The 21024-nt window shown below is 65.0% G+C and carries 20 protein-coding genes; 6 read left to right on the top strand and 14 right to left on the bottom strand.

What is annotated here, in order from left to right; translation table 11 throughout:
• Window positions 1–294: 294 nt before the first annotated feature.
• From mraY to AC1DZT_RS09055, 8 genes are all read right to left on the bottom strand, one after another.
• Window positions 295–1377, bottom strand: a complete 1083-nt coding sequence (mraY, locus tag AC1DZT_RS09090; protein ID WP_478006289.1) for a phospho-N-acetylmuramoyl-pentapeptide-transferase — start codon at window positions 1375–1377, stop codon at window positions 295–297.
• A complete protein-coding gene (locus AC1DZT_RS09085; RefSeq protein WP_478006288.1) occupies window positions 1377–2825 on the bottom strand; it encodes a UDP-N-acetylmuramoyl-tripeptide--D-alanyl-D-alanine ligase in 1449 nt (482 codons plus the stop codon). Before AC1DZT_RS09085 ends, mraY begins: the two co-directional genes overlap by 1 nt.
• Complete coding sequence (locus AC1DZT_RS09080) at window positions 2822–4315, bottom strand: UDP-N-acetylmuramoyl-L-alanyl-D-glutamate--2,6-diaminopimelate ligase (protein ID WP_478006287.1); 1494 nt, start codon at window positions 4313–4315, stop codon at window positions 2822–2824. Before AC1DZT_RS09080 ends, AC1DZT_RS09085 begins: the two co-directional genes overlap by 4 nt.
• Before the next feature lie 5 nt (window positions 4316–4320).
• Window positions 4321–6138 carry a peptidoglycan D,D-transpeptidase FtsI family protein gene (locus tag AC1DZT_RS09075; RefSeq protein WP_478006286.1) on the bottom strand — a complete coding sequence of 606 codons (1818 nt, stop codon included), beginning with the start codon at window positions 6136–6138 and terminating at the stop codon, window positions 4321–4323.
• Window positions 6135–7031 (bottom strand): cell division protein FtsL, encoded by an 897-nt coding sequence (gene ftsL / locus AC1DZT_RS09070; protein ID WP_478006285.1) that lies wholly within the window; start codon window positions 7029–7031, stop codon window positions 6135–6137. The genes AC1DZT_RS09075 and ftsL overlap by 4 nt, the downstream gene beginning before the upstream one ends.
• Window positions 7032–8084, bottom strand: a complete 1053-nt coding sequence (gene rsmH / locus AC1DZT_RS09065) for a 16S rRNA (cytosine(1402)-N(4))-methyltransferase RsmH (protein ID WP_478006284.1) — start codon at window positions 8082–8084, stop codon at window positions 7032–7034.
• A 9-nt stretch (window positions 8085–8093) separates the two neighbouring features.
• Window positions 8094–8600: a division/cell wall cluster transcriptional repressor MraZ gene (locus AC1DZT_RS09060; RefSeq protein WP_478006283.1), complete on the bottom strand. Its 507-nt coding sequence runs from the start codon at window positions 8598–8600 to the stop codon at window positions 8094–8096.
• A gap of 753 nt (window positions 8601–9353) precedes the next feature.
• Entirely contained in the window at window positions 9354–10460 is a 1107-nt protein-coding gene (locus tag AC1DZT_RS09055) for an Mrp/NBP35 family ATP-binding protein (protein ID WP_478006282.1), read from the bottom strand.
• 272 nt (window positions 10461–10732) lie between these two features.
• Here AC1DZT_RS09055 and AC1DZT_RS09050 point away from each other — a divergent pair, with 272 nt between their 5' ends.
• Window positions 10733–10948, top strand: coding sequence for a DUF1127 domain-containing protein (locus AC1DZT_RS09050; RefSeq protein WP_478006281.1), 216 nt, complete (start codon window positions 10733–10735; stop codon window positions 10946–10948).
• Between the two features lie 764 nt (window positions 10949–11712).
• Here the strand turns inward: AC1DZT_RS09050 and AC1DZT_RS09045 are convergent.
• The 4 genes from AC1DZT_RS09045 to AC1DZT_RS09030 form a co-directional block, all read right to left on the bottom strand.
• Window positions 11713–11919, bottom strand: a complete 207-nt coding sequence (locus AC1DZT_RS09045; protein WP_478006280.1) for a hypothetical protein — start codon at window positions 11917–11919, stop codon at window positions 11713–11715.
• Window positions 11920–12226: 307 nt separating this feature from the next.
• Window positions 12227–12622: a hypothetical protein gene (locus AC1DZT_RS09040; RefSeq protein ID WP_478006279.1), complete on the bottom strand. Its 396-nt coding sequence runs from the start codon at window positions 12620–12622 to the stop codon at window positions 12227–12229.
• A 46-nt stretch (window positions 12623–12668) separates the two neighbouring features.
• Entirely contained in the window at window positions 12669–13091 is a 423-nt protein-coding gene (locus AC1DZT_RS09035; RefSeq protein ID WP_478006278.1) for a DUF6497 family protein, read from the bottom strand.
• Window positions 13088–14620 (bottom strand): acyl-CoA carboxylase subunit beta, encoded by a 1533-nt coding sequence (locus AC1DZT_RS09030; protein WP_478006304.1) that lies wholly within the window; start codon window positions 14618–14620, stop codon window positions 13088–13090. Before AC1DZT_RS09030 ends, AC1DZT_RS09035 begins: the two co-directional genes overlap by 4 nt.
• 184 nt (window positions 14621–14804) lie before the next feature.
• Between AC1DZT_RS09030 and AC1DZT_RS09025 the strand changes: the two genes are divergently transcribed.
• Together AC1DZT_RS09025 and AC1DZT_RS09020 are read left to right on the top strand one after the other, a co-directional pair.
• Window positions 14805–15155, top strand: coding sequence for a DMT family protein (locus AC1DZT_RS09025; RefSeq protein WP_478006277.1), 351 nt, complete (start codon window positions 14805–14807; stop codon window positions 15153–15155).
• A 133-nt stretch (window positions 15156–15288) separates the two neighbouring features.
• A complete protein-coding gene (locus AC1DZT_RS09020) occupies window positions 15289–15756 on the top strand; it encodes an SRPBCC domain-containing protein (RefSeq protein ID WP_478006276.1) in 468 nt (155 codons plus the stop codon).
• 13 nt (window positions 15757–15769) lie between these two features.
• On the opposite strand, the gene betA is transcribed toward AC1DZT_RS09020, so the two are convergent.
• Window positions 15770–17422, bottom strand: coding sequence for a choline dehydrogenase (betA, locus tag AC1DZT_RS09015; protein ID WP_478006275.1), 1653 nt, complete (start codon window positions 17420–17422; stop codon window positions 15770–15772).
• Between the two features lie 61 nt (window positions 17423–17483).
• Complete coding sequence (gene betI / locus AC1DZT_RS09010) at window positions 17484–18065, bottom strand: choline-binding transcriptional repressor BetI (RefSeq protein WP_478006274.1); 582 nt, start codon at window positions 18063–18065, stop codon at window positions 17484–17486.
• Window positions 18066–18151: 86 nt separating this feature from the next.
• Here betI and choX point away from each other — a divergent pair, with 86 nt between their 5' ends.
• The 3 genes from choX to choV all read left to right on the top strand — a co-directional run bounded on the left by choX (window position 18152) and on the right by choV (window position 21007).
• Entirely contained in the window at window positions 18152–19087 is a 936-nt protein-coding gene (gene choX / locus AC1DZT_RS09005; protein WP_478006273.1) for a choline ABC transporter substrate-binding protein, read from the top strand.
• 61 nt (window positions 19088–19148) lie between these two features.
• The gene (gene choW / locus AC1DZT_RS09000; protein ID WP_478006272.1) at window positions 19149–19982 is read left to right on the top strand and encodes a choline ABC transporter permease subunit; all 834 of its coding nucleotides are present in this window, start codon (window positions 19149–19151) and stop codon (window positions 19980–19982) included.
• Entirely contained in the window at window positions 19982–21007 is a 1026-nt protein-coding gene (gene choV / locus AC1DZT_RS08995) for a choline ABC transporter ATP-binding protein (protein ID WP_478006271.1), read from the top strand. The genes choW and choV overlap by 1 nt, the downstream gene beginning before the upstream one ends.
• The last annotated feature ends 17 nt before the right edge of the window (window positions 21008–21024 follow it).

The raw sequence follows: 21024 nt of genomic DNA, 5'->3' as shown, positions 1-21024 counted from the left end.
GGCCATCGGCAACGCGATCTTCAACGCGGTCGGCGTCCGCCTGCGCCACCTGCCGATGACGCCGCAAGCCATCCTCGACGGTCTGAAGGTCTGAAGCGGCTGAGATGACGAAAGGCGAGGCCCCTGCACCGGGGTCTCGCCTTTTCATTTGGGGTCCGCTCTGCCGCGGCCAAACCAAAGGAGCGCTGGCGCGCAAGTCCTTGTCTCGCCTCTGGCCTGCGGCCAACCGGCTCGGGCTTGCCTCCGGCGGGGATATTTGGGCTGAGTGAAGGGACAGGGGCGCCGGGCGTGCCCTTATCGCACTTTCAGGGTGGCGAGGCCGACCATGGCGAGGATCAGGCTGATGATCCAGAAGCGGATCACGATCTGCGGTTCGGCCCAGCCGCGCTTTTCGAAATGGTGGTGGATCGGGGCCATCAGGAAGATGCGCTTCTTGGTGCGCTTGTAGTAGAGGACCTGGATGATGACCGAGAGCGCCTCGACCACGAAGAGGCCGCCGACCACGGCGAGGACGATCTCGTGCTTGATGCAGACGGCGATGGCGCCGAGCGCGCCGCCAAGGGCCAGGGAGCCGGTGTCGCCCATGAAGACGGCGGCCGGCGGGGCGTTGTACCAAAGGAACCCGAGGCCCGCGCCGAAGAGGGCGGCGGAGAAGATCAGGATCTCACCCGTGCCGGGGACGAAATGCACGCCAAGGTATTCGGCGAAGTTGAAGTTGCCGACGACATAGGAGATCACGCCCAGCGTCGCCCCGGCGATCATCACCGGCATGATGGCCAGACCGTCGAGCCCGTCGGTCAGGTTCACCGCATTGGCCGAGCCCACGATCACCAGCATGCCGAAGGGGATGAAGAAAAAGCCGAGGTTGAAGAGCGCGTTCTTCAGGACCGGCAGGGCGAGGGTATTGCTCAGCCCCTCGGGGTGGAAGCGGGCGGCGGCATAGGTCGCCAGCGCCGCGATCAGCAGGCCAAGGCCCATCCGGATGCGGCTGGAGACGCCCTTGGTGTTCTGCTTGGTCACCTTGGCATAGTCATCGGCAAAGCCGATCATCCCGAAGGCGAGCGTCACCAGCAGCACGATCCAGATATAGGGATTGTCGAGCCGCGCCCAGACCAGGGTCGAGAACATCAACGAGGACAGGATCAGAAGCCCGCCCATCGTCGGCGTGCCGGCCTTGGAGAGGTGGCTTTGCGGGCCATCGTCGCGGATCGGCTGGCCCTTGCCCTGCTTGCGGCGCAAGAGGTCGATCAGCGGCCGGCCGAAGATGAATCCGAAGATCAGCGCCGTCAGGAAGGCGCAGCCCGCCCGAAAGGTGATGTATTTGAAAAGATTGAATACACCGCCACCCTCAGCGAATTGCGTCATCCAGTAGAGCATTATTCCCCTCCAAATCCATGGGAAGCGGTGGATTGACCTAATTTCTTGAGGGCGTCAACGAGGAGCGACACTTTTATGCCTTTCGAGCCTTTGACCAGCACCACATCGCCGGCATCGGCGAGGCTGCGGACGCGCGGCAGCAGGTCTTTCGCGTTTTCCACCCACTCGCCGCGTTGGGCGCGCGGCAAAAGCTGCCAGAGCGCCTTCATCCTTGGCCCGACGCAGTGGATCTGGGTGATCTTTTCCAGCCCCGGATGGCGGGAGATGGCCTGGTGGAGTTCGATCTCGGTCGGCCCCAGTTCCAGCATGTCGCCCAGGATGGCGATCCGGCGCCCTTGCGAGATCCGCCCCGGCCCGTCCTCGGGCACGGCGGCGATCAGCACGTCGAGGGCGGCGGCCATCGAGGTCGGGTTGGCGTTATAGGCGTCGTCGATCAGGTCGAAGCCGTGGTTCTCGACCGCGTCCAGAAGGATGCGTTCGCGCATGCCGCGGCCGGGCGGCGGGGTCCAGCGGCCAAGGTCGGTGGCAGAGATCACCGGGTCAAGGCCAAGCGCCGCCGCGACGGCGAGGGCGCCGAGGCCGTTGTTGGCAAAGTGGCGGCCGGGGCTGAGCACCTTGAAGAGGAAGGGCTGCCCCTGATGTTCGGCCCGCACGATGGTGGCGCGGTCGCAGAGCGTGGCCGAGGTCATCCGGTAATCCGCCTCGGTCCCGGCGCCGAAGGTCACGACCTTGGCCCCTGCCGCATGGGCGGCGTCGATCAGGATGGGAGAGGTCTCCTGCCCCGCCGGCACGACGGCGGTGCCGCCCGGCTCCAGCCCTTCGAAGATCGCGGCCTTTTCGCGGGCGATACCGTCCAGCCCGCCGAACGCCTCCAGATGGGCGGCGGCGATGATGGTGATGAGGGCGACATGCGGCCGGGCCATGCGGGACAGGGGCGCAATCTCGCCCGGGTGGTTCATCCCGATCTCGATCACGGCGAAGTCGCTGGCCTGCGGCATCCGCGCCAAGGTCAGGGGCACGCCCCAATGGTTGTTGTAGCTCGCCTCGGCGGCATGGACGCTGCCCTGCCCGGAAAGGATGGCGCGCAGCATCTCCTTGGTCGAGGTTTTGCCGACCGAGCCCGTCACGCCCACCACCCGCGCCTTGGTGCGGGCGCGGCCAGCCTCGCCCAGGAGGGTCAGGGCCGCCAGAACGTCATCGACGATCAGCAGGGGCGCGTCGGGGCTGACCCCCTCGGGGATGCGCGAGACGAGGGCGGCCGCCGCCCCCCTGGCAAGGGCCGTCACGACGAAGTCATGGCCGTCGCGGATGTCCTTCAGCGCCACGAACAGATCGCCCGGCTGCAGCGTCCTTGTGTCGATCGACACGCCTTTCGCGGCCCAGGGGGCGGTCACTTTCCCGCCCGTGGCCGCGGCCGCATCGTCCGAGGTCCAGAGGATATCCGTCATATCACACCATCCAGCGCCGCCACGGCGATACTCGCCTGTTCCACATCGTCAAAGGGGTAGATGTCGCCCTTGATCACCTGCCCCGTCTCATGCCCCTTGCCCGCGACCAGCAGCGCATCGCCCGGGCCAAGCGCATCGACCCCGCGCAGGATGGCCTCGGCGCGGTCGCCGACCTCGTTCGCCTCGGGGCAGGCCTGCAGGATGGCGGCGCGGATCGTGGCCGGGTCTTCCGAGCGCGGGTTGTCGTCGGTCACGAAAAGCACATCGGCATTTTCGCGCGCCGCCTGCCCCATCAGGGGCCGCTTGCCGCGGTCGCGGTCGCCACCGGCGCCGAAGACCACGACGATGCGGCCCATCACATGCGGGCGCAGCGCGGTCAGGGCGGTGGCGATGGCATCGGGCGTATGGGCATAGTCGACAAAGACCGAGGCGCCGTTCTTGCGGGTGGCGGCGAGCTGCATCCGCCCGCGCACGCCGGTCAGCTGCGGCAGCGTGGCAAAGACATCGCCCGGCGCCTCGCCCGCCGCAATCACCAGGGCTGCGGCAAGGGCCACGTTCTCGGCCTGGAACCCGCCAATCAGGTTGAGCCGCGATTGGTAGCTCACACCGCGGAAGGACAGGCGCAGATCCTGCCCGGTGGCATCGAAGCGCTGGCCCAGCAGGCGCAGGTCGGCCTCCGCCCCGTGGCCGAGCGTGATCACACCCTCGCCCCGGTCGCGGGCCATGGCGGCCAGTTCGGCCCCCTTGGGGTCGCTGAGGTTGATCACTGCCACGCCCTCGGGCGGCAGAACCCGGGTGAAAAGCCCGGCCTTGGCGGCGAAATAGGCCTCGAAGGTCTTGTGATAGTCGAGGTGATCTTGCGTGAAATTGCTGAACCCCGCCGCCTTCAGCTTCACCCCGTCCAGCCGGCGCTGGTCCAGCCCGTGGGAGGAGGCCTCCATCGCCGCATGGGTCACCCCGGCCGCCGCCGCCTCGGCCAGCATCTTGTGCAAGGTGATCGGGTCGGGCGTGGTATGGGCCGAAGGCGCCGCCCAGGCGCCCTCGACACCGGTGGTGCCGATGTTGATGGCGGCATGGCCCAGCAGCATCCAGATCTGCCGGCAGAAGGTCGCGGTGGAGGTCTTGCCATTGGTCCCGGTCACCGCGACCATCGTCGCGGGCTGGGCGCCAAACCAGAGGGCCGCCGCACGGGCCAGCGCCTCGCGCGCATCCTCGGCCACCACCAGCGCCACGGCCTGGCCGCCCGGCGCCGCTTCGAGCGCCTCTTGCGCGAGGCCGGCGCCGAGGACATCCGTCAGGATGGCCGAGGCGCCGGCACCCACCGCCGCGCCGATGAAGCTGGCGCCATGGGCGGCAGACCCGGGCAAGGCGGCGAACAGGAAACCGGGCCGCACGGCGCGGCTGTCGGCGGTCAGGCCGGTCACCAGAGGATCACGGCCCGCCCTTGCGGACAGGCCGAGATGGGACAGGGTTTTGGCAGCGGGGCTCATCGTCTTTACTCCTGGGCCACCGGGTCCTTGGCCGGGGCATTGAAGGACGCCATCGTCGCAAGATCGCTCGCCGCGATCTTCGGGCGCAGGCCCAGCAGGGGGGCGACGCGGCGGATGATCTCGCCCGCCACCGGCACGGCCGTATAGCCCGCCGTCCGGCGCGGCTTCAACCCGGCGGTTTCCACCGGCTCGTCCAGCGTCACGATCAGCACATATTTCGGGTCGCTGGCCGGGAAGACCGAGGCGAAGGTGTTGATCACCTTGTCATGGTCATAGCCCGCACCGTTCTTCTTGGGCTTTTCCGCCGTCCCAGTCTTGCCCGCCACTTCATAGCCCGGCACATCGGCGAAGGTCGCCGTTCCCTCGGTCACCACGCGACGCATCATCTGCACGCAAGCATAGGCGGTGGGCTGGGTGATCACCCGCGGCCCCGGCGTATGGGTTTCCGAATGCAAGAGCGTCGGCGTCACCTTCAACCCGCCATTGGCGATGGTCGAATAGGCCGCCGCGAGGTTGAGCAGGCTGGTCGAGACCCCATGACCATAGGAGGCGGTCACCGTGACGATCCCCGACCAGTTCTTCGGCACCAGGGCCCGGGCCGAAGGCGCCTCGATCAGCTCGACCTGGGGCGGGTCCAGCAGGCCCATGGTTTTCAGGAAGGCCTGTTGCCGCTCGGCCCCGATCATCAGGCCGATATGCGCCGCCCCGATGTTGGACGAGACCGCGATGATATCGGCCACCGATTTCGTCGGGCCATAATTGTGGTTATCGAATTCGTTGATCCGGAACCCGTCATAGATGAAGGGCTGCTTGGTATCGACCTGGGTGTCGGGGCCGACGAGGCCAAGGTCCATCGCCTGGGCCACCGCAAAGATCTTGAAGGTCGAGCCAAGCTCGTAGACCCCCTGCACCGCCCGATTGAACAGGGGATTGTCCGACGGGTCGACCGAGGGCGGAATGCCGGGCCGGTCGTTGGGGTCGAAATCGGGCAGGCTCGACATGGCGAGGATCTCGCCGGTATGCACATCCATCAGGATCGCCGCCGCGCCCTTGGCCTGCAGCGTGTGCATGCCGGTGGAGAGCACCTCTTCGACATTGGCCTGCAGCGTCAGGTCGATGGAAAGGGAGAGCGGATTGGCCGATTGCGCCGGATCGTGCAGGCGCGCATCCAGCGCCTTCTCGATCCCGGCGGTGCCGATCACCTCGGCCGAATCCACGCCCTCGGCGCCAAAGGCCGCGCCGCCGAGGATATGGGCCGCAAGATTGCCATTGGGGTAAAGCCGCATCTCGCGCGGGCCGAAATAAAGGCCGGGGTCGCCGATCTCATGCACCTTCTGCATCTGCTCGGGGCTCAGCACCTTGCGCACCCAAAGGAAGCTGCGGCCGTCGGTGAAGCGACGTTCCAGCGCCTTGGCATCCATCTCGGGGAAGATCGCGGCAAGCTCGGTGGCGGCATGCACCGGGTCCACCATGTCGCGCGGCTGGGCGTAAAGCGAATGGGTCAGCATGTTGGTGGCCAGGATCCGGCCATTGCGGTCGAGGATGTCAGACCTTTGCGCCGTGATCTCCGACCCGCCCGCCGCCGTCCTCGGCTCGGAGGGTTCCGAGGCCGCCAGGGTCCCCATCCGCGCCCCGATCACGCTGAAGGCGATGAAGAAGCCGAAGGCCAGGATCATCAGCCGGCGCTCGGCCCGGGCGCGGGACTTGTCGCGCATCGCCTCGTGGCGGATCGCGATGTTTTCCTTTTCGATCGTATCGGGGTTTTCCCCCTTGGCCCGCGCTTCCAGGATGCGGGCCAGCGGACGGAGCGGCGTGCGGATCATGGATTTTGCTCCCCGATGACGGCGGCAGTTGCCACAGGTTTGGTGACGGGCTTGATGATCTTCTTGACGACGGGCGTTGCCGCTTTCGTCGCCGCAGGCTTGGCGGTGGTTTTCTCGGCAGCGGCAGCGGCGGCCTTGACCGGGGGTTTCGTCGTGGTTTTCGCCGCAGGAACCACGGCAGAGGCGACGGCCGCATCGACGGCGGATTGGCTCGCGGCCTTGGCGGCGGTCTTCTCCGCCACCGGCGCGGAAGCGGTCTGCGCCGGGCGGGCGGCGGGCTTCACGGTCGGCTTGACCTCGGCCTTGACCGGAACCGGCTCGACCGCGGCTTTGACCTCGGGCTTCGCGGCAGGTTTGGCGGCAGGTTTCGGGGCGGCCTTCGCCGCAGGCTTGGCAGCCGAGGCCACCACGATCGTGGCCGCCGCCGTCGGCGCCACCGCTGCCGCGACTTTCGGCGCGGGCGAGGTCGGGGCCGCGGCCTTGGCCACCGTCAGCTTCGGCGCCGCGATCTTCGCGGTTGCGGGTTCCGGCTGCGCCCCGGCGCCAAGGTCGGGCGCATCCAGCGAGCCTTCGGTCGCCACGGTCCCGGTGATGACCAGCGCGGGCGGCGCGGGCATCTGGATCTGGTTGGCGCTGCTCAGCTGATCCGGGTCGATCGGCATCAGGCCCAGCCGGTCGAAATTCATCGCCGCCAGATCGCGCAGCCGCGCCGGCCGGTTGAGATAGGCCCATTCCGCCTTCTGCATCGCGATCTCGTCGCGCAACGAGGCGATTTCATCCTGCACCGCGGCCATTTTCTTCAACTGGTGCTGGGTCGCGTAATTCTCGCGGTAGGCCCAGAAGGCCAGGCCCAGGACGGCAAGAAAGGACAGGATGTAAAGCACGGGGCGCATTCAGCGGCTTCCTTTATGGGATGCTTGGGTGCGGGAACGGGAAGGATGCGATTTCTGGGTCTGTAATTTGGAGGTCTGGGGCACATCAATATCCGCCGGATTGACCGCCATGGCGGGAGCGGCGGTCCGCCGGGCCACCCGCAGCTTGGCCGAACGGGCGCGCGGGTTGTCGAGCAGCTCTTCCTCGTCCGGCTCGATGGCGCGCTTGTTGACCAGATCGAAGCGGGCCGTGCTGGTGGCCTTGACGGGGGCATAGCGGTTGGCATTGGCCTCGTTGCCCGAGGCCTGCTGGAAAAAGCGTTTGACGATGCGGTCTTCCAGGCTGTGGAAGGTGACGACGGCGAAAAGCCCGCCGGGCTTCAGCGCGCGTTCGGCGGCGGCAAGCCCCTCGGCAAGTTCGGAAAACTCGGCATTGACCGCGATGCGCAGGGCCTGAAAGCTGCGGGTGGCCGGATGGCTCTGTCCGGGCTTCGGCCGCGGCAGACAGCGCGAGATCACTTCGGCCAGCTGCAGGGTCGTCTCGAAAGGCGCCTTGGCGCGCGCCTCGACGATGGCACGTGCGATCCGGCGCGAGGCGCGCTCTTCACCGTAAACATAAAGGATATCGGCAATCTCGCCCTCACCCGCCGTGTTGACGAGATCGGCGGCAGAGGGGCCCTCCTGGCTCATCCGCATGTCGAGGGGGCCGTCCTTCTGGAAGGAAAAGCCGCGCTCGGCCTGGTCGATCTGCATCGAGGAGATGCCGAGATCGAGAACAACCCCGTCCAGCGGCTCGCCGGCGAGGGTGTCCAGCTGTGAGAAGGTGCCCTCGACCAGCTTCAGCCGGTCTCCATAGGCGCCGGCCCAGGGGGCAGCCATCTGATGCGCGAGCGGGTCGCGGTCGATGCCGATCACCTTGGCAGCCCCGGCCTCCAACAGACCACGGGCATAGCCCCCTGCCCCGAAGGTGCCATCAAGCCAGACGCCGCCGACCGGCGCCACCGCGGCCAGCAGGGGCCGCAGCAAAACCGGGATATGTGGTTTGCGATCGGGCAGCGGATCGCTTGTCTGCACTTCGTCCCCCTAAACAGTTGTCTGGAACAGCGACGACGGGTCGGCACCGGCGAGAATTTTGGATTCCAGCGCCTGAATGACAGGCTTGCGGCGCAGACGGTAGGTGTCGGCGCGCCAGATGCGGAAAGAATGCTTGGAGCCGATGAAGGCCAGTTCGACCTCTTCCTTCGGCAGGTCGAGCTTTTCGCGGACCTGCGGCGGCGGGCTGAAGCGGCCGTCCTTGTCGGTCTCGATGCTCACGGATTGTTCATAGAAAATCGCGTTGGCCAGCTCGTATTCCTCCGAGCCCATCGGCAGTTGGCTGATCCGGCGGTCCAGATCCTCGACCCCGGCCTGGGTGAAGCCTTCGACAAAGGCGCGGTCCGTGCCGCCATAGACGAGGAGGATCTGAAAGCCGGCACCGGAGGCGGGTTTGTCGTTGGCATCGAAGACATGTCGAAAGGGCGCGGGCAGCATGACGCGGCCCTTGGAATCTACCTTCAGGTAGTGTTCGCCCCTGAACGTCGCTATCGCCACGGCCTTGCGGCCTCCTTGTAAGCCCCTGTCACAGGGCGTAAAAAAATACGGCGGACCTTGCTGCTGCCACTGCAGGGTCCGCCGCCTGTCCCATCGCTGGGCGTCCGGCTTCGCGCGCCATCTTGGGGGAGATGTCTGCTCGCGCCACGCGCCGGATTCGATTGTCTTTTTTAGAGGGGGTAGCCTGTATGAACCTGCCTCTGGCTCTTTTATTTTGGGCTTGTCGTCCGCCCTGTAAGTACTGCCCGTCTCTTGGGATGTTTATGCCCGGGAGGATGCCCCACTTCAAGGGAAATTTCGGGAAATCGCCCCACTTGTTGTTCCAGGGACGCGCCTGAAGCAAGATCTTGTCGGGAAAAATCCACAGCTAGTGGGAGGGCCGCAGAGCCTCCCCAGATTTAGCGGGGTCGCGGCCGCACAGAAACCGCGCCCTGTTGCCGGAAAATCACACTCAACTTTGGTGTTTGGTGGCCGAAACCGCGAAGTGGGCCGATTTCCCGGAGGAGTCACGCCGAATCACCCGCGCGTGATCGGCCGTGATGGCGCCGACGGGGGCATTTTCCCGAATCCGCCCCGGGCTCGCGGTCTTTGGTGGGGCGATTTCCCGGTCAGAACCGCCAGAGGGCGCTCGGAAGGCCGATGAGGGCCTCGAATGCGCCCCCTCCCCTTCATCCAGATCCAAATATCCATGAAAGGGTCGATATAAGGACAAGGCCGGAAGGTTCTCCCCCCGGCCTTGCGCAATCTCTGGTCTCAGCCCATCCCGCCGTCGATCAGCCGGCGGGCGAGCCGCAGATAGGGTTCGGCCAGCGGGCCGTCCGTTGCGGCGATCGGCGTGCCCGCGTCACCGGCCAGCCGCACTTCCAGGTTCAGGGGCAATTCGCCGAGGAAGGGCAGATCCAGCTTCAGCGCCTCGGCCGCCACGCCGCCATGGCCGAAGATATGCGCCTCATGGCCGCAGTTCGGGCAGATATAGGTGGACATGTTCTCGATCAGGCCCAGAACCGGCACCTTCAGCTTGGCGAACATGTCGAGCGCCTTGCGTGCATCCAGCAGCGCCACGTCCTGCGGGGTGGAGACGACGATGGCCCCGGTCAGATGGGTACGCTGCGCCAGCGTCAGCTGCACATCGCCCGTACCGGGCGGCAGGTCGATGACGAGGACGTCGAGCGCGCCCCAGGCCACCTGGTTGATCAGCTGCTGCAGCGCGCCCATCAGCATCGGCCCGCGCCAGATCACCGCCTCGTCTTCCTTAAGCATCAGCCCGATCGACATCATGGTGACGCCATGCGCCACCAGAGGCTCGATCGTCTTGCCATCGGGCGAGGCCGGGCGCTTGGACACACCCATCATCCGCGGCTGGCTCGGACCGTATATATCGGCATCCAGCAGGCCGACCCGCCGCCCCTGCCGCGCCAGCGCCACCGCGAGGTTCGAGGCGACGGTCGACTTGCCGACCCCGCCCTTGCCCGAGGCCACCGCGACGATCCGGTCGATACCGCTGACCCGCGCCGGCCCGCCCTGATGCGGCGTCGGATGGCCGCCGATTTTGAGCGAGGGCGGCGGCGCCCCGGCGGGCGCAGGCGCAGGGCGCGCCGCCGGGCCATGCGCCGTCATCACCGCCTGAACGCTCGCCACGCCGGGAAGCGCCTTCAGGGCAGATTCGGCCGCCTGATGCGCCCCGGCGAGGGCGCGCGCCAGATCCGGGCTCGCCGCCTCGATGACAAAGCGGATCGTGCTGCCCGATCCGCCCTCTTCTACCGTTAGTGCACGAATCAAATCGTCGCTCACCAGAGTACCTCCGGTGGGTGTGGCAATCCGCGCCAGCACCGCGATGACCGCTTCGCGAGTGAGGGACATGTGCTTCTCCTGTGCTTGAGCCTTCGCAAGGTGTTCCGGAATAGGGCAAAGGGCAAGTCGCCGTTGACCAAATGCTCAAAAAATCAGCGATCATGCTGAAAAAGTTAAAGATTTTATGAAGTTTAGCCATGCACATGCTGCATGGCGGCATTGAAGCAAGGGGCTATTGTGCAGCCGCAGCATTTGCCCCATGTTTGCCCTAACAGCAACGGACCGAACGAAAACGAAATCGCGACGGACCGGACGCCAAGAGAAAGAATGTGAGGCTGAAGATGGCATATGTGAATTCGACCCGCTCTGTGCAAGTCACCTTTTCGGACCGCTTTGCCGCGATCGTGAAAGTGGTGAAGGACCAGATCGAACGTCGCCGCGTGTTCAACCAGACCCTGTACGAACTGCGCAACCTGTCCGACCGTGACCTCTCCGACCTGGGGATGGACCGGACCTCGCTGGTGAGCGTGGCACGCGAGGCGGCTTACGGCGCTTGAGATTAATCTTGCCCTGGCCTGCAACCTCCTCCCTGCAGGTCCTTGGTCAAGTGCGGCGACACTGTCCTCCTCCCTGGTGTCGTCGCTTTTCTACAACGGCAGGCAGATCCTGCTGAAGACTTCGAAGGCCCTCTCCTCCTCCCATGGGCCTTTCGGACCGGCGGCAACCCCAACCTCCTCCCTGGGGTTGCCGCCACTCTGATCCGGGGCCATATGCCCCACGAGATTTGTCTGTGCCGCTCCTCCTCCCTGGGCGCAGACAACAGCGGCGACATCACCTCCTCCCGGTGTCGCTGCGAAATACGGGCGCAAGCCCGGACGGTGTACGCGGGCCCTCTCCTCCTCCCTCGGGCTCACGGACCAGCGGCAACCCCAACCTCCTCCCTGGGGTTGCCGCACCAAATTCGGGACCTTAAGTCCCAGTGATAGCCGATGCCCAACCTCCTCCCTGGGCAAGGTGATTGCGGCGGCGCCCACCTCCTCCCGGGCTGCCGCCGCGGAATTCGGACCCTCGGGTCCACCGATGTACGCGGGCCCTCTCCTCCTCCCTCGGGCTCACGGACCAGCGGCGATCCCAACCTCCTCCCTGGGATCGCCGCACCTCCCCTTCCAGACGATCGACACGGCCCGCAGCCCCTGCGGGCTTTTTGCATTTGCGCCCGCGGGCTACGGGCGCCGGACAAGAAAAAACCACCCGGGCGCGAGGCCCGGGTGGTTCTTTAGTCTCGACCATGCCGCGCTTTAGGCGCGGCAGCGTCCGCTGATTACCGGCAATAGCCCTGGTCACCAGCGACCGCACCAGCCACGCCGCCGATCAGGGCGCTTTGTGCGAGGTTGTTGCTCGTTGCTGCACCCAGAGCCGCGCCGCCAACAGCGCCAAGCGCCGCGCAATTCGAATTGACACCGTTTTCCATGCAGCCCGAAAGCGCGACGGTGGAAAGAAGGGTGAGAAGTGCAAGGGATTTGTACATGTAGAACTGCCTCTTTGAAGGGATGTTGTGACGTCAGAATCGTACTTTTCGCAGGAATAGGCAAAGGCTGTTTTTACCTTTGGGCAATGTTTCGCACATCCGGAGAAAAGAGGCTCGATCCGGAAGGGATCGAGCCCGAAGTAAAGGGAAGGGTAACAGTCTAAGCGAAGAACGGCAGGCAGTCTGCGATCTGCTTGCCTCTATGGAAGGTGGGGTATCGCAGCGCCGGTTTCAAACCCCAAAACCCCGACAGATCGCCGCTACGCTGCTTTCTGCCGTTTTGCCAAAGCCTTGCGCGGATGGGCGCCTATTCGTCCCAGTCGTCGTCGCTGTCGCCAAGCGCATCCGGCGCATCCTCGGCGAAGATCGCCGGAAAGGCCGAACGGGCGCGCGCCACGTCGATCTTCAGCATCGCCTCGTAATCGGCCGGGTTGAAGGGATCTTCCGCCGGCACCACCTCGCGCCCGAAAAGCCAGGACAGGCGGCCGGCATCCAGATTGCCTCGCTCGAAAGGCTCTTCGCCGAAATACTGCCAGAGCGCGGCCATGAAAGCCTCGTCCGCCAGCCGGTCGGCGTGCTTGCGGTCGCGAAAGCGTTCGCGCTTGGTGATCTTGGTCGGGCCTTCCTTCATGTTCGCGCGACGGATGGTGAATTGAAAATCGGTACCGGGCAAACGTCCGGGGAATCCGCGATGCTTCAGCATGGGCGGGCCTTTCTCAGCGAGGGTGGTTCTTGGCCATATCAGACTTTCAGAACATCTCCCACTCACAGGCGCCATCCGCAATGGCGTAAGAGTTGAAAAACTGCGTGGCTTCCGGGTGATCCTCGCCAAAGGGCACATCGCGGTCCGACATCGAAATGACGATCTCGGCGGGCATCGGTCCGCCTTGGCTCAGCCGCGGCAGGGCATAGGTGTTGCAGAGCCAGTCCATGTCCTTGCCCGCCGTCTCGGCATCCAGCGTGCCGCCGTCGCGGGCGATCTCGGGGGCGAGAAAGCGGTAGCGCACCGCCAGTCCGTCATTGCCGGGGATGTTCGACAGAACCTCCAGCAGGGTGACCTTCTGGCCGGAGGGCAGCGCGATCGGATCTTCCGCCGAGGCCGCAAGGGGCGCGGTCACGGGCAGGGCAAGGCAAAGGCCAAGGAGAATGCGGAATGGGATCTGGCGGGTCATAGCGGGATGTTGTCGTGTTTTTTCCAAGGGTTGGTCAGCTTCTTGCCGCGCAGGGAGGCGAAGGCGCGGGCGACCCTTTTGCGGGTCGATTGCGGGCGGATCACCTCGTCGATGAAGCCCTTTTCGGCCGCGACGAAGGGGTTGGCGAAGCGGGTCTCGTAGTCCGCCACGCGGGCGGCGATCTTCTCCCTGTCGCCAAGTTCGGAGCGGTAAAGGATTTCCACCGCGCCCTTGGCGCCCATCACCGCGATTTCCGCCGTGGGCCAGGCATAGTTGAAATCGCCGCGCAAGTGTTTGGAGGCCATCACGTCATAGGCGCCGCCATAGGCTTTCCTTGTGATCACAGTGACCTTCGGCACCGTCGCCTCGCCGTAAGCAAAGAGCAGCTTCGCGCCGTGCTTGATCACGCCACCAAGCTCCTGCGCCACCCCGGGCAGGAAGCCCGGCACGTCGACGAAGGTCAGGATCGGAATTTCAAACGCATCGCAGAAGCGGACGAAGCGGGCGGCCTTGCGGCTGGAATCGATGTCGAGGCAGCCGGCCAGAACCATCGGCTGATTGGCCACGACGCCGACGGTCTGGCCCTCCAACCGGATGAAGCCGGTGATGATGTTGCCGGCGAAATCCTTCTGGATCTCGAAGAAATCCCCCTCATCCGCGACCTTCAGGATCAGTTCCTTCATGTCGTAGGGCTGGTTGGGGTTGTCGGGGATCAGCGTGTCGAGGCTCGGCTCCAGCCGGTCTGGCGCGTCGAAGAAGGGGCGGACCGGGGCCTTCTGGCGGTTGTTGAGCGGCAGGAAGTCGATCAGGCGGCGCGTCTCGGCCAGCATCTCGATATCGTTCTCATAGGCGCCGTCGGCGACGGAGGACTTCTTGGTATGGGTGCCGGCGCCGCCGAGTTCCTCGGCCGTCACCACCTCGTTCGTCACGGTTTTCACCACATCGGGACCGGTGACGAACATGTAGGACGAATCCTTCACCATGAAGATGAAGTCGGTCATCGCGGGCGAATAGACCGCGCCCCCCGCGCAAGGCCCCATGATCAGGCTGATCTGCGGCACCACGCCGCTTGCCATGATGTTGCGCTGGAACACCTCGGCATAGCCTGCGAGCGAGGCCACGCCTTCCTGAATCCGCGCCCCGCCGGAATCGTTGAGGCCGATCACCGGGGCGCCGTTCTGGATCGCCATATCCATGATCTTGCAGATCTTTTCGGCATGGGTCTCCGACAGGGACCCGCCGAAGACCGTGAAGTCCTGCGAAAACACATAGACCATCCGGCCATTGACGGTGCCCCAGCCGGTGACCACGCCATCGCCTGCGGGCCGGTCCGCCTCCATCCCGAAATCGGTGCAGCGGTGGGCCACGAACATGTCGAATTCTTCGAAGGAGCCCTCGTCGAGCAGCAGTTCCACCCGCTCCCGCGCGGTCAGCTTGCCCTTGCCGTGCTGGGCCGCCACCCGGCGCTCGCCGCCCCCGGCCCGCGCCGCCGCCCGCCGCTTCTCCAGCTCTGCATGAATGTCCATGATGCCCCCCGCCGATCCGCCGGTTGGTCCGGCGCTTTGATCCAGCATAGAAGTGCCCCGCCCCTGCTGAAAGCAAATTCAGGTGAAGGAACCGCCAACCCCTTTCGGACTTGTAGATTTGGCTCTAAACGCCTGCCTCTTTGCGCCGCACTGCGGCAATTCTGCCCAACCAGCCAAGGTTTGCCCCATGTCCCTGATCCCCGCCCCGGTTTTGACGATCCTTCTTCTGATCGGTTCCAATGTTTTCATGACCTTCGCCTGGTATGGCCACCTGAAATTCAAGACCACCGGTCTGATCACCGTGATCCTGGTCAGCTGGGGTATCGCGCTGTTCGAATATATGCTGCAGGTCCCGGCCAACCGCATCGGCAGCGGCGTCTACAATGCGGCGCAGCTGAAAAGCATCCAGGAGATCATCACCCTGGTCGTCTTTGCAATCTTCTCGACGCTTTACCTGAAAGAACCGGTGACCTGGAGCCAGGGCATCGGCTTTGCCTTCATCGCACTGGGCGGCTTCTTCATCTTCCACAAGTTCTGAAAGGGCCGGCCTGATCTGCCCTTCCTTTGCACATCAGGCCTGCACGCCCCCTTCCCCGCCGCTCTGCAGGGGCGCAAGGCTTGCGCCGTTCGGGGGGCTTGGCTAACAGGGAAGGACGCGATGCAAGGAGCCGATGATGCAGATTGATGGGATGATCCGGACGACCTGCCCGCCCGAACGGGTGGTGGCCCTGCTGGCCGATCCGGCGGCGCTGGCCAAGGTGGTGCCGCCCGGCTGCGAGATGGGCGCCAAGACCGGCGAAAGCATCGCCTTCGTGATCCATCGCAAGATCGGCCCGATCTCGATCAACCTGCACGGCCACCTGATCCTGCACAAAAGGCCCGAGGCCGGGGCCTATACCCTGCAGATCGACGCCTCGCACCTGATCGGCGGCAGGGTCAAACTGTTGCTCGACATCAACGCCCTGCATGCGCCGGGGGCCGAGAACATGGTGAAATGGGGCGGCATGCTGGAATCGCACGGCCTTGCCGCCCGGCTGATCGAGGATCGCGCCGGGTCGGTGCAGGTGGGTATCAAGACCCTGTTCCAGCGGCTGCGCCAGCAGGCCGAAGGCCGCAGACCCGCCGCAGCCACCTCCTGAAGGCGCGCGGCGGTCAGCGCTGCGACACGCGCCAGTTCGGGTTGATCCAGGGCTCCAGGTTCGACCGCGCCAGCATGCCCTTGCCCAGGATATGATCGGCGGCCTTCTCGCCGGTCATGATCGAGGGGCCGTTGAGGTTGCCATTGGTCACCTGCGGGAAGATCGAGCTGTCGGCGACACGCAGGCCCTCGACCCCGATCACCCGCAGTTCCGGGTCCACCACCGCCATCCGGTCATCGCGCCGCCCCATGCGGGCCGTGCCGCAGGGGTGATAGGCGCTTTCGACATGTTCGCGGATGAAGCCGTCGAGTTCGGCATCCGATTGCACGGCGGCGCCGGGCTGGATTTCCGATTTCACGAAGGGGCGCATCGCCTCCTGTTCGAAAATCTCGCGGGTCAGGCGGATCGTGGTGCGGAAATCCTCCCAGTCCGAAGGCTCGGACATGTAGTTGAACAGGATCTTCGGCGGCGCCTTGGGATCGGGCGAGCGGAGCGTGACCGCACCGCGCGATTTTGACCGCATCGGCCCGGTATGGACCTGAAAGCCGTGACCGTGGGCCGAGGCCTTGCCATCGTAGCGCACGGCGATGGGCAGGAAATGGTACTGGATATCCGGATATTCCACCCCGGCCTTGGACCGGATGAAGCCGCAGCTTTCGAACTGGTTCGAAGCCCCCAGCCCCTTGCCGGTGAACAGCCATTGCGCCCCGATCAGCGCCTTGCCCCAGAGGTTCCAGTATTTGTAAAGCGTGATCGGCTGGGCGGCCGCGAATTGCAGGTACAGTTCCAGATGGTCCTGCAGGTTGGCGCCGACGCCGGGACGGTCGGCCACGACGGGAATCCCCATCTCGGTCAGGTGTGCGGCAGGGCCGATGCCGGAATGCATCAGGATCTTCGGCGTGTTGATGGTGGAGGCGGCAACGATCACCTCGCGGCTGGCCGAGATCACCTCGATCTTGTCGCCGCGCGAGACCTCGACCCCGGTGGCGCGGCCGTTCTCGATCACCACCTTGCGGGCCAGACCGTAAAAGACCTGGACCTTGCCGGTCTTCAGCGCAGGTTTGAGATAGGCATTGGCGGTGGACCAGCGCCGCCCCTTCCAGATCGTCGCCTCCATCGCGCCAAAGCCTTCCTGGGCCTGGCCGTTATAATCCTCGGTGATGTTGTAGCCCGCCTGCCGCCCCGATTCGATGAAGGCGTTGAAGAGCGGGTTCTTCCGGGGGCCACGGGTGATGTGCAAAGGCCCGTCGGTGCCACGGAACTCGGACGGGGTATCGGCCCCGTGCCAGTTTTCCATCCGTTTGAAATAGGGCAGCACATCGGCATAGGACCAGCCCTGCGCGCCCATCTCTTCCCAGGTGTCGAAGTCGCGGGCGTGGCCGCGGACATAGACCATGCCGTTGATGCTGGACGAGCCGCCGATCACCCTGCCCCGCGGCGTGGCCAGCACCCGCCCGCCCAGATGCGGTTCGGGTTCGGAATGAAAGCCCCAGTCATAGCGCGCCATGTTCATCGGATAGGACAAGGCGGCGGGCATCTGGATGAAGGGGCCGATATCGGTGCCACCCGCTTCGATGACCACGACCCGGTGGCCGGCCTCGCCCAGGCGGTAGGCCAAAGCCGATCCCGCCGAGCCCGAACCGATGATCACATATTCCGCCTGCATCCTGCTTCCGCACCCCAAGGTGCGCCTCTTTCTGGTCTAAACCCCTGACGCACCGCGCCCTTCACTTCAAATTGGCCAACTGCGCCCGCAGATATTCAAGGCCCATCGCCACCGCCGCCGCCCCATCCGGCGGGCCGGATTTCAGCACTTCGCGCAGGTAAAGCCCGTCGATCAGCGCGCCGATGCCGTCGGCAATCGCCTCGGCCCGCGCCCCCGCCAAGGGCCGCAAGCCCACCAGCAGGTTCGAACGCAAGCGGCGCTGATAGACCGCCAGCAAGCGCCGCGCCTCGGGCACGGTCTGCGCCAGAACCCAGAAGTTGAGCCAGGCCCCCACCGCCTCGCGCCGGAAGTTCGCCGGCCCGAAAGAGGCGCGCAGAATCGCCTCCAGCCGTTCGGTCGGCGACTGCGCCACACAAAGGGCACCCCGCACCTCGGCGCCGTAGATCGTCATCACATGGCGCATCGCGGCCAGGAACATCTCTTCCTTGCCGCCAAAATAGTGATGCGCCAGCGCACTCGACATGCCCGCCCTTTTGGCAATCTGGCTCACCGTCACATCCAGAGAGCCCGCCCGCCCGATCTCGGTGATCGTGGCTTTGACGAGCGCCTCTTTCCGTATAGGCTCCATTCCAAGCTTCGGCATGTGTTCCTGCTGCTAAAAGGACTTGCTTTTTGCAGCTAGTCTGAAGTTTATTGACTCGTCAATCAACAAAAAACAGGGAGTCTCAGATGACCTTCAAGTCCACCTTGCTCGCTTCTGCGGTGACTTTCGCCCTCGCGGGTTCTGCCTTTGCCGCTGGCTGCGACAAAGTGACCTTCTCGGATGTCGGCTGGACCGACATCACCTCGACCACGGCGGTCTCCTCCCTGATCCTGCAGGCTTTGGGCTATCAGACCGAAACGCAGGTCCTGTCGGTGCCGGTGACCTATGAGGGTCTGGCCAAGGGCGATGTCGATGTCTTCCTCGGCAACTGGATGCCGACCATGGCGTCGAACATCCAGCCCTACCTCGATGCCAAGACCGTCGAATCGCTGCGCGCCAACCTCGAAGGGGCGAAATACACCCTGGCCACCAACGAGGCCGGCGCCGCCCTCGGCATCAAGGATTTCAAGGATATCGCCGCCCATGCCGCCGATCTGGACGGCAAGATCTACGGAATCGAGGCCGGCAATGACGGCAACAAGCTGATCCTCGACATGATCGACAAGAACGCCTTCGGGTTGAAGGATGCCAAGGTCGAGCTGGTCGAAAGCTCGGAACAGGGGATGCTGGCGCAGGTCGCCAAGGAGGATCAGGCCAAGAAGCCGATCATCTTCCTCGGCTGGGAGCCGCATCCGATGAACAAGAACTTCAAGATGACCTATCTGACCGGCGGCGACGACTTCTTCGGTCCGAACCTTGGCGGTGCTACCGTCTACACCAACATCCGCGCCGGCTATACCAAGGAATGCCCGAACACCGGCAAGTTCCTGTCCAACCTGGTCTTCTCGCTCGACATGGAAAACGCCCTGATGGGTGCGATCCTCGATGACGGCACCGATCCGGCCGTGGCCGCCAAGACCTGGGCCGCCGCCAATGAAGCGGTCTGGAAGCCCTGGCTCGACGGCGTGACCACCAAGGATGGCGGCGATGCCGTGGCTGCGGTCGAAGCCGCGCTGAAGTGAAACCTCAAGGCCCCGGAGCGGTTCCGGGGCCTTCTCTTATCCAAAGGTAGGCGCGCGCAGGATGGATTGGCTGACGGCAAACAAGATTCCGGTCGGACCCGGGGCGAATGTGATCTTCGTCTGGATGAAGACCCATATGACGGCGATCTTCGACACCATATCGATGGTGCTGGAATCGCTGATCGCCGGGTTCCTGTGGCTTCTGCAAGCGCCCAACCCCTTGGTTCTGATCGCGGTTTTCGTGGCCCTGGCCTGGTTTCTGCAACGCAACTGGAAGATCTGCGTCGGCGTGGGCCTGGGCTTTCTCTTCGTCGTCAACCAGGGCTACTGGAAGGAAACGACCGAGAGTCTGACGCTGATCCTCTCCTCCTGCGCGGTCTGCATGGCCATCGGCGTGCCGATCGGCATCGCCTGCGCCCACAAGCCGCGGCTCAACGCCGCCATCTCGCCGATCCTCGACCTGATGCAGACCCTGCCGACCTTCGTCTACCTGATCCCCGCCATCATCTTCTTCGGCATCGGCATGGTGCCCGGCCTGATCGCCACGGTGATCTTCGTCCTTCCCGCGCCGATCCGCCTGACCGAACTCGGCGTGGCCTCGACCCCCACCGCCCTCTTGGAGGCCGCCACCGCCTTCGGCGCCACCCCGTCGCAGCGTCTGTGGAAGGTGGAATTGCCCTGGGCCCTGCCGCAGATCATGGTCGGCCTGAACCAGACCATCATGCTGTCGCTGTCGATGGTGGTCATCGCCTCGATGGTGGGCGCCAATGGCCTTGGCGTGCCGGTGATGCGCGCCCTGGCTTCCGTCAATGCCGCCAAAGGGTTCGAATCCGGCTTCGTCATCGTCGTCGTCGCCATCGCCTTGCGCAGCATCTTCCAGCGTGAGGTGAAGTGATGACCGCCGTAGAATTCGACTGCGTTTCGATCGTCTTTGGCGAGAACCCCGACCAGGCCCTGCCCCTGATGGACAAGGGCCATTCGCGGACCGATATCCAGACCCAGACCGGGCAGATCCTTGGTGTGCACGACTGCACCCTGACCGTGGCCGAGGGCGAGATCCTGGTGCTGATGGGCCTGTCCGGCTCTGGCAAATCCACCCTGCTGCGTGGCGTCAACGGTTTGAACCCGGTGGTGCGGGGCGAGGTACGGATCAGCGACGGCTCCAAGATGGTCTCGGTCACCAAGGCCGACAAGGACACGCTGCGCCACCTGCGCCTGACCCGGGTTGCGATGGTTTTTCAACAGTTTGGCCTGCTTCCCTGGCGGACAGTGCGCGAGAATGTCGGCCTCGGGCTGGAACTGGCAGGACTTGATGCCGCCGCGCGCAAGCCCAAGGTGGATGAACAGCTGGCCCTGGTGAACCTGACCCAATGGGCCGAACGCAAGGTGGGCGAGCTTTCGGGCGGCATGCAGCAGCGCGTCGGCCTCGCCCGCGCTTTTGCCACCGAAGCGCCGATCTTGCTGATGGACGAGCCCTTCTCGGCCCTCGACCCGCTGATCCGGGCGCGGTTGCAGGATGAACTCCTCGACCTGCAGGCCAAGCTGAAACGCACGATCATCTTTGTCAGCCACGACCTGGATGAAGCCTTCAAGCTCGGCGACCGCATCGCGCTGATGGAGGGGGGCCGCATCGTCCAGATCGGCACCGCGCGCGAGATCATCGCCAATCCGGTGTCGGATTATGTGGCGGATTTCGTCGCCCATATGAACCCGATGGCCGTGCTGACCGCCCAGGACGTGATGGAGCCGGGCGAGACCACGGCCGCCGCCGCCGTCGATGCCGAAGTGCCGGTAAAGGCCGTGATGGAGCTTCTGTCCAAGGGCGTCACCGAGCTTGCCGTCACCCTCGACGGCGCGCGAATCGGGGTGATCAAGGCGGCCTCGCTGATGGCGCGGCTGATCAACCCGCGTAACGGCTAAAGCCAAGCGATGAAGTC

The sequence above is a fragment of the Rhodobacter sp. P1_C2 genome, assembly GCF_056406375.1.
Note: the sequence above shows the minus strand (reverse complement) of the source record. Positions and strands in the feature narration are given on the sequence as shown.